Below are 14,509 nucleotides of genomic sequence, written 5' to 3'. Positions count from 1 at the left end.
AACCGCTCCGGCCCGTGCCCGCCGTTCACCGGGAATTAGCCCTGCTGACGCCGGGAGGTGCCAGCCTCGGCCGCGGGGGCCGAAGAGCCATGGGCGAGGGAACGGGGCAGGGGTATGGAGAGCGGGCCGGCGATCTTCGCGGGGGCGGCGTTCACGCTGTTCGGAGCGGCGCTGCTGCTGTGGACGGGGGTCCGGGTCCGGCAGGGCGCACCCGTCGCGCTCGGGGTGGCGCCCGGGCCCGCCGCCGTGCTCACGGCGGTCTTCGGCGCGGCCTTCCTCCTGCTCGGGATCTGGTGCTTCGGCCGGCTGTGACGTGGACCCGCCGGGGAGGCTGTCCGGGAGTCCGGGCGGCAGGAAGGGGTGGAGTCGGGTTACCGTTCGAGTGGCCGTTGCGGGCTTTCGCCGTTTGACACGGGGGCGGGTTGTACCGTCACACTCCGCAGCGACGACAGTGTCACCGTCCGTGCCGCTGCCGTGCGTGCCAGCGCCGTACGTACGCCGCGCCGCGTACGCACGCAGTCAGTACGTGCCAGAGAGCGTCGACCGGAGAGAAGAGCGAAGTTGTCCCCGACCAGCGAGACCGCACACGGCGGCCGCCGACTCGTCATCGTCGAGTCGCCTGCCAAGGCGAAGACGATCAAGGGCTACCTCGGCCCCGGCTACGTCGTCGAGGCGAGCGTCGGGCACATCCGTGACCTCCCGAGCGGCGCCGCCGAGGTGCCGGAGAAGTACACGGGCGAGGTGCGCCGGCTCGGCGTCGACGTCGACCATGACTTCCAGCCCATCTACGTCGTCAACGCCGACAAGAAGGCGCAGGTCAGGAAGCTCAAGGAGCTGCTCGCCGAGTCCGACGAGCTCTTCCTCGCCACCGATGAGGACCGCGAGGGCGAGGCCATCGCGTGGCACCTCCAGGAGGTCCTGAAGCCCAAGGTCCCGGTCCACCGGATGGTCTTCCACGAGATCACCAAGGACGCGATCCAGGAGGCCGTGCGGAACCCGCGCGAGCTGAACAAGCGGATGGTCGACGCCCAGGAGACCCGCCGCATCCTCGACCGGCTCTACGGCTACGAGGTCTCGCCGGTCCTGTGGAAGAAGGTCATGCGCGGCCTGTCCGCGGGCCGTGTCCAGTCCGTCGCCACCCGGCTCGTCGTCGAGCGCGAGCGCGAGCGCATCGCCTTCCGCTCCGCCGAGTACTGGGACCTCACCGGCACCTTCTCCACCGGCCGCGCCGGTGACCCGTCCGACCCGTCCTCGCTGGTCGCGCGGCTCGCGACGGTCGACGGCAAGCGCGTGGCGCAGGGCCGTGACTTCGGCGCCGACGGGCAGCTGAAGACCCAGAACGTGCTCCACCTCGACGAGGCGAACGCCCGCGCGCTCGCCGCCGCACTCGCCGACACCCGGTTCGCCGTGCGCTCGGTCGAGTCGAAGCCGTACCGCCGCTCGCCGTACGCCCCCTTCCGCACCACCACGCTCCAGCAGGAGGCCAGCCGCAAGCTCGGCTTCGGTGCGAAGGCGACCATGCAGGTGGCGCAGAAGCTGTACGAGAACGGCTTCATCACCTACATGCGTACGGACTCGACCGTGCTCTCCGACACGGCCGTCGCCGCGGCCCGTGCCCAGGTCACCCAGCTGTACGGCGCCGACTACCTGCCGGACCAGCCGCGCGTCTACGCCGGCAAGGTCAAGAACGCCCAGGAGGCGCACGAGGCGATCCGTCCCTCGGGTGATCGTTTCCGCACCCCGGCGGAGACCGGCCTGACCGGCGACCAGTTCAAGCTGTACGAGCTGATCTGGAAGCGGACCGTCGCCTCCCAGATGAAGGACGCGACCGGCAACTCGGTCACCGTGAAGATCGGCGGCACCGCGGCGGACGGCCGCGACGCCGAGTTCTCGGCCTCCGGCAAGACGATCACCTTCCACGGCTTCATGAAGGCGTACGTCGAGGGCGCCGACGACCCGAACGCCGAGCTCGACGACCGCGAGCGGCGCCTGCCGCAGGTCGCCGAGGGCGACGCGCTCGCCGCCGAGGAGATCACCGCCGACGGCCACGCCACCAAGCCGCCCGCCCGCTACACCGAGGCCAGCCTGGTCAAGGAGCTGGAAGAGCGCGAGATCGGCCGCCCGTCGACGTACGCCTCGATCATCGGCACCATCCTCGACCGCGGCTACGTCTTCAAGAAGGGGACGGCGCTCGTGCCGTCGTTCCTCTCCTTCGCCGTCGTCAACCTCCTGGAGAAGCACTTCGGGCGGCTCGTCGACTACGACTTCACCGCCCGGATGGAGGACGACCTCGACCGCATCGCGCGGGGCGAGGCCCAGGCGGTGCCGTGGCTGAAGCGTTTCTACTTCGGCGAGGGCGGCCCCGAGGGCTCCGGCGCCGCCGACGCCGGGAACGGCGACGGCGACCACCTCGGCGGTCTGAAGGAGCTGGTCACCGACCTCGGCGCGATCGACGCCCGGGAGATCTCCTCCTTCCCCGTCGGCAACGACATCGTGCTCCGCGTCGGCCGCTACGGCCCGTACGTCGAGCGCGGCGAGAAGGACCAGGAAGGCCACCAGCGCGCCGACGTCCCCGACGACCTCGCGCCCGACGAGCTCACCGTCGCGCACGCGGAGGAGCTGCTCGCCAAGCCGAGCGGCGACTTCGAGCTGGGCGTGGACCCGGTCAGCGGCAACCAGATCGTCGCCAAGGACGGCCGCTACGGCCCGTACGTGACGGAGATCCTGCCCGAGGACACCCCGAAGACCGGCAAGAACGCGGTCAAGCCGCGCACCGCCTCGCTCTTCAAGTCGATGTCCCTGGACACCGTGACGCTGGAGGACGCGCTCCGGCTGATGTCGCTGCCCCGGGTCGTCGGCACCGACGCCGAGGGCGTCGAGATCACCGCGCAGAACGGCCGCTACGGCCCGTACCTGAAGAAGGGCACGGACTCGCGGTCGCTCACCGACGAGGAGCAGCTCTTCACGATCACGCTGGAGGAGGCGCTGGCGATCTACGCCCAGCCCAAGCAGCGTGGCCGCGCCGCCGCCAAGCCCCCGCTGAAGGAGCTCGGCACCGACCCCGTCAGCGAGCGGCCCGTGGTCGTCAAGGACGGCCGCTTCGGTCCGTACGTGACGGACGGCGAGACCAACGCCACCCTGCGCACCGGCGACAGCGTGGAGACGATCACGCCCGAGCGCGGCTACGAGCTGCTCGCCGAGAAGCGGGCCAAGGGCCCGGCGAAGAAGGCGGCCAAGAAGGCTCCGGCCAAGAAGGCGCCCGCGAAGAAGACGGCGGCGAAGAAGACGACCGCGGCCAAGAAGACCACGACGGCCGCGGCGAAGAAGACCGCCGCCAAGAAGACCACGACGGCGAAGAAGGCGGCTGCCGCCAAGCCGGAGTGACGTTGCCGACACGACGGGCGGGGGTACGGGTCGTGGGCCCCGTACCCCCGCCCGTTTGTTCGGTCGAAGGCCACGGGGAGCAAGGCCGTCCGGATAGGGTGGACGGATGACGCGAGCAGAGCAGCCATCCACCGACGCCGCACTCGTCGCGGATTCCAGGGAGCGTGCCGTACGGGCCCTCTTGCGCCATCAGCCCCTGCGGAGGCTGTGGAGCGCCCAGTTCGTCGGCGGCACCGGCGACGCCCTCGCCGTCCTCGTCCTGATCCTGCTCGGCTTCCAGGCGGCCGTCACCCAGCACATGCTGGGCGGCGGCTACCGCGGCGCCGCGCTCGCCGTCGCCGCCGTCATCGGCGCCCGGATGCTCGCCGCCGTCCTCTTCGGCGCCGCGCTGCTCGGCCCGCTCACCACGCTCACCGCGCCCGGCGGCCCGCTCGACCGCCGCTGGACGATGATCGGCGCCGACGCGCTGCGGCTCGCGCTGCTCGTCGTCGCCCCCCTGTGGATCGAGTGGACCCCCGGCAAGGCGCTGTGGTTCCTGCTCGGCACCGTCTTCGTCAGCGGCGCCGCCGAACGCGTGTGGACCATCGCGAAGGAGGGCGCGGCGCCCGCGCTGCTGCCCGCCCCGCCGATCGAGGGCGCCGCCGTCCGGCCGCTGCCCGACCACCTGGGCGCGCTGCGCACCCTCAGCCTGCGCACCGGCTTCCTGGCCGTGCCCGCCGCGGCGGCCGCGCTGCTGCTCGCGACGCTCGTCGGCAACCTGCTCGGCGCCGGCATCGACTGGTTCTCGCAGCACCAGGCCGCCCTCGGCTCGTACGTCGCCGCCGGACTCTTCGCGGCCTCCGTCTCCGTCCTGTGGTTCGTCACGCTGCCCGGCGACCAGACGCCGCGGCCCCGCTCTCCCCTTGAGGGCCTGCGCCGCCCCACGTACGGCGACCAGGGCCCCGAGAAGGGGCGCACCGGCGCGCTCGGGCTGCTCGTCCTGGCCTGCGCCACCGTCGCCGGCGCCATCGCCGCCGCCGCGGCCGTCGCCGTCCTGCACGCGTACGACCTGGGCGGCGGGCCCGTCACGTACGCCCTGCTGATCCTCGCGCTCAGCGGCGGCACCGGCGTCGGCATCCGCACCGCCGGATCCGTCCTCACCGTGCTCTCCCGGCGCCGGCTGCTCGCCCTCGCGCTCGCCGTCACCGGCATCGCGCTGCTCGCGATGGGCCTGGTGCCGGACACCGCGACCGTGCTGATGATCGCCACGCTCGCCGGTTACGCGGCCGGGGTCGCCGCCCGCACCGGGCACAGCCTCGTCGACCAGGAGACCGAGGAGGCCCGCCGGGCCCGGGTCACCGAGCACCTCCAGGCCGTCGCCCGCGTCGGCATGGGCGTCGGCGCGCTCGCCGCGCCGCTGCTCGCCGCCGCGATCGGCCCGCACCGGCTCGCCTCCGGCAGCTTCGTCTTCGCCCACGGCGGCGCCGCCTTCACGCTGATGCTGGTCGGCGCGCTGCTGCTGCCCGTCGCCGCGCTCGTCCTCGCCAGGACCGACGACCGCGCGGGCGTGCCGCTCCGCCGCGACCTGCGCGACGCGCTGCGCGGCGCCGACCCGGTCCAGGCGCCCTCGCCGACCGGCTTCTTCATCGCCCTGGAGGGCGGCGACGGCGCCGGCAAGTCCACCCAGGTCGAGGCGCTCGCCGAGTGGATCCGCGCCAAGGGCCACGAGGTCGTCGTGACCCGCGAGCCCGGCGCCACCCCGATCGGCAAGCGGCTCCGCATGATCCTGCTCGACGTGTCCAGCGCCGGCCTGTCCAACCGCGCCGAGGCGCTGCTGTACGCGGCCGACCGCGCCGAGCACGTCGACTCCCTCGTCCGGCCCGCCCTGGAGCGGGGCGCCGTGGTGATCTCCGACCGCTACATCGACTCGTCCGTCGCCTACCAGGGCGCCGGCCGCGACCTGTCCGCGACCGAGATCAGCCGCATCAACCGCTGGGCGACCGGCGGGCTCGTGCCGAACCTGACCGTGCTCCTCGACGTCTCCCCGGAGACCGCGCGCGAGCGCTTCACCGAGGCCCCGGACCGGCTGGAGTCCGAGCCGCCGGAGTTCCACGCGCGCGTGCGGGCCGGTTTCCTCGCCCTCGCCGCCGCCGACCCGGGCCGCTACCTGGTCGTCGACGCGGGCCAGGAGCCGGCGGCCGTCACCACCGTCGTACGCCACCGGCTCGACCGGATGCTGCCGCTCTCCGAGGCCGAGGTGAAGGCCCAGGAGGAGGCCCGCCGCAAGGCCGAGGAGGAGGCCCGGCGGAAGGCCGAGGAAGAGGCCGCCCGCAAGGCCGAGGAGGAGCGCCTGGAGCGCGAGCGCCAGGAGCAGCTCGCCAAGCTGCGTGCCGAGGAGGAGGCGCGGCGCAAGGCCGAGGAGGAAGAGGCCCGGCGCATCGAGGCCGAGCGGCAGGCGGAGGAGGCCCGGCGGCGCGCCGAGGAGGCCCGGATCGCCGCCGAGGAGGAGCGCAAGCGGCGCGAGGCCGAGGAGAAGGCCCGCCGCGAGGAGGAGGAACGGCTCAGCAAGCAGGCCGAGGAGGAGGCCCGGCTGCGGGCCGAGGCCGAGGAACGCCGCAGGGAGAAGCAGCGCAAGGCCGAGGAGGCGCTGCTGCGCGCCGAGGAGGCCCGCAAGCTCGCGGAGGCCGCGGCGGCGAAGGCCGCGGAGGAGGCCGCGCGGAAGGCGGCCGAGGAGGCTGCGCGGAAGGCGGCTGAGGAGAAGGCCGCTGCGGCGGCCGCGGCGGCGGCGTCGGCAGCGGCGAAGGCGGAGGCCGAGCGCAAGGCGGCCGAGGCGAAGCGCCTGGAGAAGCGCGCCGAGGAGTCGGCGAACGAGATCACGGTGGCGACGCCGGTCGTGAAGCCGGACGAGGCTCCTACGGTCTCCCCGAACGAGGTCACCGTCCCCACCCCGATCGTCAGGCTCGACGACGAGACGACCGTGATCCCGCGGATCAAGGCCGCCAAGGACGCCAACGACGCCAAGGACGCCAAGGACGCCAGGGACGCCGGGGCCGTCGACGAGACGGCCGTCCTGCCCTCCGTACGCGAGACGGATCCCGCCGACCGCGTGCCGCAGGACTTCTTCCGCGACGACGAGGCCGCCGGGGCCGCCGGGTCCACCGGGGTCGCCGGGGCGAACGACCGCACGCGCGAGCTGCCGCAGCTCGACGAGCAGGGCCGGCCGCGCCGCCGCTCCGACTGGGCGGAGGAGACCCCGCTCGACGACCTGCCGACGCTGGCGGACGAGCTGCTGGGCGGGTTCGAGGACGACGAGGACGACCGCCGGCGCCGCGGACGCTGAGTGTCACAGCGGTGCCCCACAATGGAAGGCGTACCTGAGGAGGGGCATCGGACATGGCCGTATGGGACGACCTCGTGGGTCAGTCGCGGGTCGAGGAGCAGCTGGCCGCCGCCGCGCGCGACGCCGACGCGCTCGTGACCGCGCAGGCCGCCGGCGAGCCCGCCCCGGAGGCGTCGAAGATGACGCACGCCTGGCTGTTCACCGGGCCGCCCGGGGCCGGGCGGGACACGGCGGCACGGGCGTTCGCGGCGGCGCTGCAGTGCGTGAGCCCCGACCGGGCGCTCGGCGGGGCGCCGGGCTGCGGCTTCTGCGACGGCTGCCACACGGCCCTCATCGGCACGCACGCGGACGTCGAGGTGGTCCGTACGGACCTGCTCTCCATCGGTGTGAAGGACACCCGCGACCTGGTGCGGCGCGCCCAGCTGTCGCCCGCCGTCGGCCGCTGGCAGGTCATCGTCCTGGAGGACGCCGACCGGCTCACCGAGGGCGCGGCGAACGTGCTCCTGAAAGCCGTCGAGGAGCCCGCGCCCCGCACCGTGTGGCTGCTGTGCGCGCCGTCCCTGGAGGACGTGCTGCCCACGATCCGATCCCGCTGCCGGCACCTGACCCTGACCACGCCGTCGGTGACGGCCGTGGCGGACGTGCTGATCCGCCGCGACGGCATCGAGCCGGAGCTCGCGCACTCCGCCGCCCGCGCCACCCAGGGCCACATCGACCGCGCCCGGCGGCTCGCGACCGACGAGCGGGCGCGGGCCCGCCGCTCCGTCGTCCTCAAGCTGCCGCTGCGGGTCGGCGACGTCGGCGGCGGCCTGCGGGCCGCCCAGGAGCTGATCGACGCGGCAGCGGAGGACGCCAAGCAGGTCGCGGAGGAGGTCGACGTCAAGGAGGCCGAGGAGCTGAAGGCGGCCCTCGGCGCGGCCCAGGGCGGCCGGATGCCGCGCGGCACGGCCGGCGCGATGAAGGAGCTGGAGGAGCGCCAGAAGCGGCGCCGCACCCGCACCCAGCGCGACAGCCTCGACCTCGCGCTCACCGACCTCACCGGCTTCTACCGCGATGTGCTCGCCCTCCAGCTGCGCGCCGCGACGCCGCTGGCCAACGAGGACGTACGCGACTCCCTGGAGCGGATCGCCGGCGACACCACCCCGGAGCGCACGCTGCGCCGCATCGAGGCGGTCCTCGCCTGCCGCGAGGCCCTCGACCGGAACGTGGCGCCGCTGCTCGCGGTGGAGGCGATGACGATGGCGCTGCGCGACTAGCCCTCGGCCGTTCTGCGGTTGTCCACAACGCGCCGGTTGTCCACAAGGGCGATTGGACACGTTCCGTCCCCATGCGGATACGCTCCGGGAATGGACTCCAGGCGCCTGCTCCGCATCACCGCCACGGCCATCGCGGCCGCCGGCCTCGTCCTTTCCGGCTGTACGGGCGGGAGTGGCGCTGCCGCGCCCTCGAAGCGCCCGTCGGGCGCGTCCGGCCCGGCCGCGCTCGAGAAGTACTACGCGCAGAAGGTGTCCTGGCGGGACTGCGGCGTCGCGAACTTCCAGTGCGGCACCGTCCGTGCCCCGCTCGACTACGCCCGGCCCGAGGGCGCCGAGGTCAAGCTCGCCGTCTCCCGGGTCCGGGCCACCGGCCCCGGCAAGCGGCTCGGCTCCCTCCTGGTCAACCCGGGCGGCCCCGGCGGCTCCGCGGTCGGCTACGTCCAGGGGTACGCGGGCATCGGGTACCCGGCCCCGGTCCGGGCGCGGTACGACATCGTGGGCGTGGACCCGCGGGGCGTGGCCCGCAGCGAACCGGTCGAGTGCCTGACCGGCAAGCGGATGGACGCGTACACGCAGGTCGACCAGACGCCTGACGACGCGGCCGAGCAGCAGGCGCTCGCGGACGCCTTCAAGGAGTTCGCGGCGGCCTGCCGGCAGAAGTCGGGCAAGGTGCTCGCGCACGTGTCCACGGTGGAGGCGGCCCGCGACATGGACATCGTCCGGGCGGCCCTGGGCGACCAGAAGCTGACGTACGTGGGCGCCTCGTACGGCACCTTCCTCGGCGCCACCTACGCCGAGCTGTTCCCCGCCCGGGTCGGGCGGTTCGTCCTCGACGGGGCCATGGACCCGTCGCTGACCGCCGAGCAGCTCAACCGGGACCAGACCGCCGGCTTCGAGACCGCGATCAACACCTTCGCCGCCGACTGCGTGAAGAAGACCGACTGTCCCCTCGGCACCACCTCCACCGCGGCGGCCCTCGACACGCTCCGGCGCTTCTTCCGCGACACCGACGCCAAGCCGGTGCCGACCGGCGAGAGCCGCCCGCTCGGCGAATCGCTGGCCACCACCGGGGTGATCGCCGCGATGTACGACGAGGCCGCCTGGCCCGAGCTGCGCGAGGCCCTCACCCGGGCGATGGGCGGCGAGGGCTCCGCGCTGCTCGCCCTCGCCGACAGCTACTACGAGCGCGAGCCGGACGGCACGTACGCCAACCTGATGTCCGCCAACGCGGCCGTGAACTGCCTCGACCTGCCGCCCGCCTTCCCCGGCGGCCCGGCGGCCGTCGTCAAGGACGTGCCGGCCTTCGAGAAGGCGTCCTCCGTCTTCGGCCGCAACCTCGCCTGGGCCGCCCTCAACTGCACCTACTGGCCCACCCCGGCCACCGGGCACGCCCACCGCATCACCGCCGGGGGCGCCGCCCCCATCGTCGTCGTCGGCACCACCCGCGACCCCGCCACCCCCTACAAGTGGGCCCGCTCGCTGGCCGACCAGCTCTCCTCCGGCACCCTCCTCACCTACGAGGGCGACGGCCACACCGCGTACGGGCGCGGCAGCGACTGCATCGACACCGCCGTCAACACCTACCTCCTCGACGGCACCCCGCCGGCCGACGGGAAGCGCTGCTCATAGCCTCTTCGCCGTCCCGGAGCGGGCCGGATCCGGGGGTGGTCGGAGCACCCCCGGAACCTGTGTAGACTTGGCGACGCTGCTGCACCCACCATGGGAACGCAGGGCGCGCCGCCTTAGCTCAGTTGGCCAGAGCAACGCACTCGTAATGCGTAGGTCTCGGGTTCGAATCCCGAAGGCGGCTCTAATGGAGACCCAGGACAGACGACTTCTGTCCTGGGTCTTTTCCTTTTGCGGAGCTTCCGCCTGGCATATGACCAAGAGTTGTCAAAGAACACCGGACAGTGCCCACGTTTCCTGGTCATAGCGACCTGATCAGGAGAGTCTCGTGGGTGTACTGGCAACGTATCGAGACGTCGCGGGCTCGCTCGCGGGTGGGCGGCAAGCTTCCCGATGAGGGTGCCTGCTGTTTCCCGTGCGTCCAGGTGCGTGCCACACGATGAGCAGGCCGCCGGGGGGCGGCAGGAGGGGAGCACATCCTGTACACCATCAGCAGACCGTCGCCGAAGGCCCCGTCGGGCCCGCCGGCTAAGGCGCAGAAGGCGCAGAAGGCACCGCCGCCGCCGAAGACCGCGGCGGCGCCGGCCGAACCGGACGACCTCGCTCCGGCGGGGCGCCGGCGCTCCACGGCGAAGGACCGACGACGCACGGAGCTGCGGGACTTCCTGGTCAACCGGCGTGGCCGGCTGACGCCCGAGGACGTGGGGATCCCGAACTACGGGCGCCGGAGGACGCCCGGCTTAAGGCGGGAGGAGGTCGCCTTCCTGGCAGGGGTCAGCGCCTCCTGGTACCAGTGGCTCGAACAGGGCCGGGACATCTCGGTGTCCCCGCAGGTGCTCGACGCCATCGCACGAGCGCTCCGCCTCGAACAGGCGGAGCGCAGTTACCTCTATGTGCTGGCCGGCCTGAACCCGCCGGTGGCCCTCGGTTCCGAGCCGCTCGAACTGGATGTCATGCTGGCGCGCCTTGTGGAGAACAACTCTCCGTACCCCGCCTTCGTCGTCGACCCGTACTGGAACCTGGTCATCGCCAACGAGGCGACGTACGACATCCTCGGGTACCGCAGGACCTACCGGAACTCCCTGGTGGCCTTCTTCACCAGTTCCCGGCTGCGTGAGCGCATCGTGAACTGGAACGAGCTGGCACCGTGGATCGCGGCGCAGTACCGGTACGGAATGATCAACCGGCCGCAGGACCTGGGATACGAGATCGTCGTCGGCGAACTCATGAAGAAGAGCCCGGAGTTCGCCGAACTGTGGTCGCGGCACGACGTGCGGGCCGAGGGCGTGAACTTCAAGATCCTCGACCATCCCGAGCTGGGAGAGCTGCACTTCGATGTCGCCCGCATGCGCATCCCCCAGTTCCCCGACCTGCTGATCGTCCTCTACACGCCACGGCCCGAGCGGGAGACGGGCGTGGACACCCAGGGGATCATCCAGCGGGCGGTCAACGCCTGATAAACGCAAGTGCCGGCGGTGTGCCCCTGGGCTAGAGGGGCACACCGCCGGCACGTCTGTGTCAGCCGTTGAGCGTGGCCATCATCGGGGCCGGGTAGCGGTCGCCGACGGCGGTTCCCGGGGCGAAGACCGCGGACAGCTCCTCGGCCTCCGCGTCGCTCAGGGCGATGTCCAGCGCCGCCGTGTTCTCGTCGACGCGCTCCGGGCGGGTGGTGCCGGGGATCGGCACGACCGACTCGCCGGCGCGCAGCACCCAGGCCAGCGCGACCTGAGCGGCCGTCACGCCCCGCTCGGTGGCGATCTCCTGGAGCCGGCCGAGCAGCTTGCGGTTGGCCGCGAGGTTGTCGCCCTGGAAGCGCGGGGCGATGCGCCGGAAGTCGTTGTCGGCCAGGCTGTCGACCGAGGAGATGGCGCCCGTGAGGAAGCCGCGGCCGAGCGGGGAGTACGGCACGAAGCCGATGCCCAGCTCCGCGAGGGTCGCCAGGACCCCGTCCTCCTCGGCGTCCCGCGTCCACAGCGAGTACTCGGACTGCACCGCGGTGATCGGGTGCACCGCGTGGGCGCGCCGGATCGTCGCCGCCGAGGCCTCGCACAGGCCGAGGTAGCGTACCTTGCCCTCGGCCACCAGCTCGGCCATCGCCCCGACGGTCTCCTCGACCGGGACGTTCGGGTCGACGCGGTGCTGGTAGTAGAGGTCGATGTAGTCGGTGCCGAGCCGCTTCAGCGAGCCCTCGACGGCCCAGCGCACGGTCTCGGGGCGGCCGTCCGGGATCCGCGGCGGGGTCTCGCGGGAGTACGTGCCGAACTTGGTGGCCACGACGAACTTGTCGCGGCGGCCGGCGATCGCCCGCCCGATCAGCGTCTCGTTGGTCTCCGGGCCGTAGTGGTCCGAGGAGTCGAGGAAGTCGACCCCGAGGTCGAGGGCCCGCTCGATGGTGGCGATCGAGCGCGACTCCTCGACGGAGCCGTACCCGAAGGTCATGCCCATGCAACCGAGGCCGACCGCCGAGACGTTCAGGCCCTGGCTTCCGAGCTGCGTCCTGCGCATTGTCTTCCCTGCTTCCTGCTGTGTGTGCGTGTGGGGGGATCAGATGGTGACGGGGGTGCCGTCGAATCGGGTGAAGGAGAGGCTGCCGCCCTCGTTGAACAGCGGCTTCTGGGCGCGCATCACCTCAAGGGCGATCGTCTCGCCCAGCCGGAACGCCTCGGTGTTGTCGCTGCGGTAGTGGACGCCCGCGGAGGCACGGCCCGAACCGATGTTGGCCGCCAGCTTGTTGAGCTCGCCGCCGATGGTCAGGGAGTCCTTGTCGGCGCCGGTGTACGGCACGAGGGACGTGCCGTCCGCGCTCGGCACGACCGGGTCGGTCAGCACGTACGACTCGTTGAACCACGCCTTGAGCACGGTCGTGCACGCGCCGGCGACGGTGCCGTGGCCGCTCTGGTACGACGGGCTCATCGGCGAGCCCTCGGGGAAGGACTGGGGCAGCAGGTACGAACCGTGCTTGGCCAGGGTCCGGTCCAGCGCCTCGGACTTCAGGATCTCCTCGGGGAGCAGTCCCTCGTAGCGTCCCGGGTTGCGCCGCAGGTGCACCTCGATGCGTCCGCCGAACGCCTCGGGGCGGAGCCGCCGGTGGACGTAGAACTGCTGGTACTCGGTGTGCTTGATGGCCCGGACGGCGACCTCGGCGAGGAGCGAGACCAGGTGCGGCGTGCCGAAGGTGGGGAAGCCCATCTGGTTCTTGGATGCCAGATAGGGGTTGCCCGGGTCCTGGGCCTTCGCCTGCGGCAGCGCCAGCATGATCAGCGCGGCGTTGAGGTACGCCTGGTAGAGGACGTCGAAGTGCGTGTAGTGCGCCATGTCGCGCGGGGTCTGCACATAGCGGGTGCGGACGAAGTCCCGCTGGGTGGCGCGCGCGGCGCCGCGCTGGAGCGCGAGCCACTCCCCGAACTCGGTGCCGTAGTCCACGCCCGGCTGGACGGTGTCGTGCAGCTGCGGCACGCGCAGGGTGCCGTACTGGACGGTCTGGAGCAGGAACTGCGAGACGAACGGTCCGGTCAGGTCGGCCGGGGTGTTCCCGCGGAAGAGCGAGTGCGGGGTGACCTTGCCGTCCTGCTTGGGCATCCGGCTGTCGGAGTACGTCGACAGGTCGGCGGCCGCGGCGGCGGCCAGCGCCGAGTCCTCGAAGTCGGTGAACCGCACGTCGCGCAGCAGCGCCAGCCAGTACAGCTCGGCCATCTCGGCAGCGGCGTGGGCGCTGTTCACCCGGGGCGCGGGCGGGACGACCAGCTTGGCGTAGTCGGGCCCGGCGAGGTCGTACGCGAGACCGCCCTGCGGGCCGAGCTGCTTGCGCTCGCCCGCCATGGGGATCGCGTCGAAGTCGGCGGGGTTGCCGCTCGTGAGGGCCTTGAGCATCAGGGCGTAGGCCGGGACGTCGACCTCACCGATGTCGTTGTGCGGCAGCCCCTTCGAGTAGTTGCCGATCCGGCCGGGCAGGGACGACTCGTCGCCGTTCACCGGGTGGTCCGGCAGCGTCGTCGGATAGTCCCGCTCGGCTGCCTGCCGGCGCAGCGTACGGCCGATCCGCGTCCGCTCGCTCAGCTGCGCCTTGTCGGCGACGGCTTCCTCGGCCGCGTACGAGGGGGAGGAGAGGCCCGCCTCCGCCGCCGTGAGGCCGAGGGCGGCGGACAGGGCCGCGGTGGACCTGAGGAGGGTTCTACGGTGCATCGGTGTTCCCGTTTCTCACGTGTGCGTACGTGTCTGGGGCGCTTCAGGCCCGCTCGGTCTCGAGGCGGAAGTCCTGGGCGTCGTAGTCGCGCTTGCCGAGTTCGAGGGCGCGCTCGATGCTCATCACGGGAGTGAGGCCGAGGACGGCGGTGATCTTCTCCATGCGCTCGGGCATGGTGCCGCTGACCCGGTACAGGGGGATCCCGAAGTCCTCGACGGTCTCCAGGAGCATCCGGTCGATCGTGTCGCGGAAGCCCTTGTTCATGGGGCGGTGACCGTCCGAGGTGATCTCCAGCTCGTGCTCGAGGTGGATGAACACGTCGTAGGTCTGGCGCACGTGCGCGCGGAACGCCTTGCCGTACTCCTCGACGACCTCGCCGAAGAAGCGCATCTCGTCGGTGGTCTCGGGGGCCAGGCCGCCCTCGTTGGCGGCGGTGGCGCTGGGGTTCATGCCGTGGGCCACGCGGGCGGCACCGTAGAGCCACTCCTGGAGGGAGGAGCCGTCGGACAGGAACGTGTCGCCGAGCTTGGCCTCCTCGACCGCCCGGCCGCAGTGGCGGCGCAGCATCAGGTGCAGGAACTCGGCCGGGGTGACCTCGGCGAGCGCCTTGCCGGGTACGGCCTCCGGCAGGATCTCGCGGATCGTCCTGGCGAGGGTGCGCGGCACACCCAGGTAGTGCGAGAGGGCCATGACCGTGGAGGTCTTGCCAGCCGAGTAGGTGCCGGAAACGGAGATCTTCAT

Annotated in this window: 9 protein-coding genes and 1 tRNA gene; 7 read left to right on the top strand and 3 right to left on the bottom strand. The window is 72.4% G+C overall.

The features are described 5' to 3' along the window. The first annotated feature begins 114 nt into the window (after positions 1-114). From ACIRSU_RS19920 to ACIRSU_RS19890, 7 genes are all read left to right on the top strand, one after another. A complete protein-coding gene (locus ACIRSU_RS19920) occupies positions 115-312 on the top strand; it encodes a hypothetical protein (RefSeq protein ID WP_403793833.1) in 198 nt (65 codons plus the stop codon). Between the two features lie 249 nt (positions 313-561). After that, positions 562-3,384, top strand: a complete 2,823-nt coding sequence (gene topA, locus ACIRSU_RS19915; RefSeq protein ID WP_403793831.1) for a type I DNA topoisomerase — start codon at positions 562-564, stop codon at positions 3,382-3,384. 106 nt (positions 3,385-3,490) lie between these two features. After that, complete coding sequence (tmk, locus tag ACIRSU_RS19910; RefSeq protein ID WP_403793830.1) at positions 3,491-6,703, top strand: dTMP kinase; 3,213 nt, start codon at positions 3,491-3,493, stop codon at positions 6,701-6,703. A 53-nt stretch (positions 6,704-6,756) separates the two neighbouring features. Continuing rightward, on the top strand, positions 6,757-7,959 hold the full coding sequence (locus ACIRSU_RS19905; protein ID WP_403793828.1) for a DNA polymerase III subunit delta': 1,203 nt from the start codon (positions 6,757-6,759) through the stop codon (positions 7,957-7,959). Between the two features lie 90 nt (positions 7,960-8,049). Continuing rightward, a complete protein-coding gene (locus ACIRSU_RS19900; protein ID WP_403793826.1) occupies positions 8,050-9,588 on the top strand; it encodes an alpha/beta hydrolase in 1,539 nt (512 codons plus the stop codon). A gap of 107 nt (positions 9,589-9,695) precedes the next feature. Beyond that, a tRNA-Thr gene (locus tag ACIRSU_RS19895) sits at positions 9,696-9,769 on the top strand. Positions 9,770-10,286: 517 nt separating this feature from the next. Then, complete coding sequence (locus tag ACIRSU_RS19890; RefSeq protein ID WP_403793825.1) at positions 10,287-11,042, top strand: helix-turn-helix transcriptional regulator; 756 nt, start codon at positions 10,287-10,289, stop codon at positions 11,040-11,042. A gap of 61 nt (positions 11,043-11,103) precedes the next feature. Here the strand turns inward: ACIRSU_RS19890 and ACIRSU_RS19885 are convergent, their stop codons facing one another. The 3 genes from ACIRSU_RS19885 to ACIRSU_RS19875 are packed head-to-tail and all read right to left on the bottom strand — an operon-like array spanning position 11,104 to position 14,509. Continuing rightward, on the bottom strand, positions 11,104-12,090 hold the full coding sequence (locus tag ACIRSU_RS19885; protein ID WP_403793823.1) for an aldo/keto reductase: 987 nt from the start codon (positions 12,088-12,090) through the stop codon (positions 11,104-11,106). A 39-nt stretch (positions 12,091-12,129) separates the two neighbouring features. Further along, a complete protein-coding gene (locus tag ACIRSU_RS19880; RefSeq protein ID WP_403793821.1) occupies positions 12,130-13,767 on the bottom strand; it encodes a vanadium-dependent haloperoxidase in 1,638 nt (545 codons plus the stop codon). Positions 13,768-13,810: 43 nt separating this feature from the next. Then, positions 13,811-14,509 carry an AAA family ATPase gene (locus ACIRSU_RS19875; protein ID WP_403793819.1) on the bottom strand — a complete coding sequence of 233 codons (699 nt, stop codon included), beginning with the start codon at positions 14,507-14,509 and terminating at the stop codon, positions 13,811-13,813.

This window comes from Streptomyces sp. NPDC101160, assembly GCF_044768205.1.
In the GTDB taxonomy this organism is placed as follows: Bacteria; Actinomycetota; Actinomycetes; order Streptomycetales; family Streptomycetaceae; genus Streptomyces.
This window is presented reverse-complemented; position numbering and strand designations above follow the sequence as displayed.